Origin of the sequence: Streptomyces sp. NPDC059679 (assembly GCF_042734105.1) — a bacterium.
In the GTDB taxonomy this organism is placed as follows: Bacteria; Actinomycetota; Actinomycetes; order Streptomycetales; family Streptomycetaceae; genus Streptomyces.
In genome coordinates this window covers 1-3470 of record NZ_JBHWES010000172.1, presented here as the reverse complement: position 1 = coordinate 3470, position 3470 = coordinate 1, and the positions used below count along the sequence as shown (strand labels likewise).

Annotated in this window: 2 protein-coding genes; both read right to left on the bottom strand. The window is 70.9% G+C overall.

The window, feature by feature from the left end; genetic code table 11:
- The coding region (locus ACFV2X_RS55395; RefSeq protein ID WP_385631895.1) for a type I polyketide synthase at positions 1–2839 on the bottom strand (2839 nt) is incomplete at its 3' end.
- Between the two features lies 1 nt (position 2840).
- Positions 2841–3470: acyl carrier protein (locus ACFV2X_RS55390; RefSeq protein ID WP_385631892.1), on the bottom strand; the 630-nt coding region annotated here is incomplete at its 5' end.

The window sequence follows — 3470 nt, the reverse complement described above, 5'->3', positions numbered from 1 at the left end:
ACACCACCCCATCCGAACCCGCCGACACCACCACCGCACCCAACACCGGATGCCCCACCACACCCAACCCCAACGACACCGGATCACCCACACCGATCTCGCTGTCGAGCCAGTACCGCTGCCGTTGGAAGGCATACGTGGGCAGCTCCACTCGGCGCGCACCGGTGTCCGCGAACACCGTCGGCCAGTCCACGGCCACCCCGCCCATATGCGCGGTGGCCAGCGAGAGCACCATCCGGTCCCAGCCGCCTTCGTCGCGGCGCAGCGAGCCGGTGGCCATCGCTCGTACCTCGGCACGGTCGATGGACTCCTGTACGCCGACCGTCAGCACCGGGTGACTGCTGATCTCGACGAACCCGCGGAAACCCTTGTCCAGCAAGGCCCGCACCGCGGGTTCGAACCGCACTGGTTGGCGCAGATTGCGGTACCAGTACCCGGCGTCCAGTCCTTCCGTGTCCTGCCAGCCGTCGTCCACGGTGGAGTAGAAGGGGATGTCCGAGGGCCGGGGGCGGATCGGGTCAAGGGCCTCGGCCAGGCGGTCGGCGATCTGTTCCACCTGTGCGGAGTGCGAGGCGTAGTCCACCTCGATCAGCCGGGCGCGGACACCCTCCTCCACCAGGGCGGTGTGCAACTTCTCGACCGCTCCGGCCTCGCCGGAGACCACCACGGACGACGGTCCGTTCACCGCCGCGATCGACACGGCGTCCGCAAAGCCGCCCGCCGACTCCGGCTCCGACTCCGATCCCGCGAGTCGCCGCTCGACCTGTTCCAGCGGCTCGGGGATCGACATCATCCGGCCCTGACCGGCCAGTACCTCGGCGATGATCCTGCTGCGCAGGGCCACCACCCGGGCCCCGTCCTCGAGCGACAGCGCACCCGCCACACAGGCGGCGGCGATCTCGCCCTGGGAATGGCCCACCACCGCGGCCGGCTCCACGCCGCAGGAGCGCCATACCGCGGCGAGCGAGACCATCACCGCCCACAGCGCCGGCTGGACCACGTCCACCCGGTCGAGCGCGTCCTGATCGTCGAGGACCGCCGGCAGCGACCAGTCCACGACCTTCGACAGCGCGTTCTCGCACGCGAGCATCGTCTGCTGGAAGACGGTGTTGGACTCGAGCAGTTCTGTCGCCATGCCGGTCCACTGGGTGCCCTGGCCCGGGAACACGAACACGACCCTCGGCGCCTCGCGGGCGGCCCCGGTCACCACCCCGGTGGCGGGTGTGCCGGTGGCCAGCGCGGCGAGTCCTTGTACGAACTCCTCTCGGTCCCGGCCGACCACGGCGGCGCGGTGCTCGAACCTGGTCCGGCCGGTGACCAGCGAAAGCCCGATGTCGGCGGGTGCGGGCCCGTCGTTCCCCGACACGGTGGCCAGCAGCCGGGCGGCCTGGGCGCGCAGCGCCTCCGGTGTCCTGCCGGAGAGCACCCAGGGGACCGCCCCGGACCACTCCGGACGGGTGCCTTCGAGCTCCTCGCCGGGTGGGCTCTGCTCCAGGATCACATGCACATTGGTGCCGCTGGCCCCGAACGCGGAGACACCCGCGCGGCGCAGATGTCCCGTCTCCGGCCACGCCACCGGTTCGGTCAGCAGCTCCACCGCCCCGGCCGACCAGTCGACCTGTGCGGAAGGTACGTCCAGGTGCAGCGTACGGGGCAGGGTGCCGTGGCGCATGGCCATGACCATCTTGATCACGCCCGCGACCCCGGCTGCCGCCTGGGTGTGCCCGATGTTGGACTTGATGGAGCCCAGCAACAGCGGGTGATGGCCTTCCCGGCCCCGCCCATAGGTCGCGAGCAGCGCCTGGGCCTCGATCGGGTCGCCCAGCGTGGTGCCGGTGCCGTGTGCCTCCACCGCGTCGACATCGGCGGCGGACAGGCCCGCGTTCGCGAGGGCCTGGCGGATCAGCCGCTGCTGCGCCGGGCCGTTCGGCGCGGTCTGTCCGCTGCTGCGGCCGTCCTGGTTGACGGCGCTGCCGCGGATCACCGCGAGCACCGGGTGGCCGTTGCGGCGCGCGTCGGACAGCCGCTCCAGGAGCAGCATCCCGGCGCCCTCGCCCCAGCCGGTGCCGTCGGCGGCGTCCGAGAAGGACTTGCAGCGGCCGTCGGGTGATAGTCCGCGCTGCTGGGAGAAGACCTTGAAGAGCTGGGGGGTTGCCATCACCGTGACCCCGCCCGCGAGCGCGAGACCGCACTCCTCCCGGCGCAGCGCCTGGCAGGCCAGATGGACGGCGGCCAGCGAGGACGAACACGCGGTGTCAATCGTGACGGAGGGGCCTTCGAGCCCGAGGGTGTACGAGACGCCGCCGCTGAGCAGGCTGCCGCCCGAAGTGGTGCTGACATTGTGCCCGAGTGCGTAGTCGTGGTGCATGGCCCCGGTGAACACCCCGGTGGTGGCGCCCTTCAGGGACAGCGGGTCGATACCGGCGCGCTCGAGTACTTCCCATGAACACTCCAGCAGCAGCCGCTGCTGCGGGTCCATGTGCAGCGCCTCTACGGGGCTGATGCCGAACGGGGCCGGGTCGAACTCCCCGCCGTCGTGCAGAAAGCCGCCCTCGCGCGCGTAGAACTTCCCCGCCTTGCCCGGCTCCGGGTCATAGCCGCCATCGATGTCCCAGCCACGGTCGGCCGGGAAGTCCGACACCGCGTCGACGCCGTCGGCCACCAGCTGCCACAGCTCCTCGGGCGAGGTGACGTCGCCGGGGTAGCGGCAGCTCATCGCCACGATGGCCACGGGCTCCCGCGTCGCGCCGGAGAGCTTGGCGTTCTGCACCCGCAGGCGCTCGTTCTCCTTCAGCGACAGGCGAAGCGCACTGACCAGCTTCTCATCGGAGTCGGTCATGTCAGTTACCCTCTTCCCAGGTGGCACCCTCAAGGCCAAGGCTGTTGAACGCCATGTCGATCAGATCGTTCTTGTCCATCGCGTCGATCGAGCCGGGCTGGTCGGATCCGTCCGCGTCCTCCGCCCCGTCCCGCGGCGTGGCGGTGGCTCCGCCGAGTTCCAGCAGGGTGTCCAGCAGGCCGGCGTCGCGCAGCCTGCTGAGCGGGATGCTGGTCAGTACTCGGCGCACCCGCTCCTCGTGTCCCACTGCGTCGGTGTCGGCCGCCTCGGGGATGAGCTCCGAACCCACGAACGTGGCGATGTCCCGCGCGGTGGGGTAGTCGAAGACCAAGGTGGCGGGCAGCCGGAGTCCGGTCGCCGCGTTGAGCTGGTTGCGCAGTTCCACCGCGGTCAGCGAGTCGAGCCCGATTTCACCGAAGTTGCGGTCCAGATCGACCATCTCGGCCGACCCGTGTCCGAGCACCATGGCGACGTGGCCGCGCACCATGTCGGTCAGCACCCGCGTCCGTTCCTGTGCGTCCAGCCCGGACAGCTGACGCTTGAGGCCGTCGGCGTCACCGCCGCCCGCGGCCTGTCGGCTCAGCCTGCGCGACGCCGGGACCAACCCGCGCAACAGCGCGGGAATCTCACC